Annotated in this window: 1 protein-coding gene; it reads left to right on the top strand. The window is 70.4% G+C overall.

Going from position 1 to position 621, the window contains the following annotated elements; translation table 11 throughout:
* Positions 1-621 (top strand): hypothetical protein (locus AC1B00_RS09615; RefSeq protein ID WP_488849506.1); only part of this gene is annotated, 621 nt, incomplete at both ends.

Below are 621 nucleotides of genomic sequence, written 5' to 3'. Positions count from 1 at the left end.
ACCGACGACACCGGCCTGGACGGGGGAGAAGGCCCCCAGACGTCGCCTAGCAACGACATCCCGTCGCTGTTCGAGGCGCCCACGGTCGACGAGGCCACCACCACACCCGAGACGCCCGCACAGCCAGCCGCCGCCGAGCCTGAGCAGGCTGCAGCCGCAGAAGCACCCGCCGCGCCCGCACCCCGACAGGCAGCGCCCGCACAGCCAGCCGCCGCGACGTCGACCGAGGACTTCCGTGCACCGCTCGGCGTGCTCCACACGGACGGGCTGTGGCTGTCCACCGGCGAGCTGATCACCATCCGCGGGCAGCTCGAGCACGCCGGCCAGCTCGCTCAGCTCGCCACCGACCTCAACCTGGGCACCCGCATCAACCAGGGCACCAACGGGGCGCGTAAGACCGAACGCGGCCAGATCTTCCTCACCATGGATGCCGCACTCGCCCTCGGCCTGCCGCTGGATACCCTGCCCGAGTCCACAGACTCCGACTACGGCAAGCTGCTGCGCGAAGCCACCAAGGGGCACCCGTTCATCACCAACGCGACCGACACCGGATTCTCGCTCAGCGGCGACGGATCCATGGCCGGCAGCATCGACATCTGGCGCGAAGACGACCGGCGCATC

The organism is Campylobacter sp. DY7, from assembly GCF_057802535.1.
The sequence above is the reverse complement of the archived record's forward strand: the minus strand, read 5'-3'. Positions and strand labels throughout refer to the sequence as shown.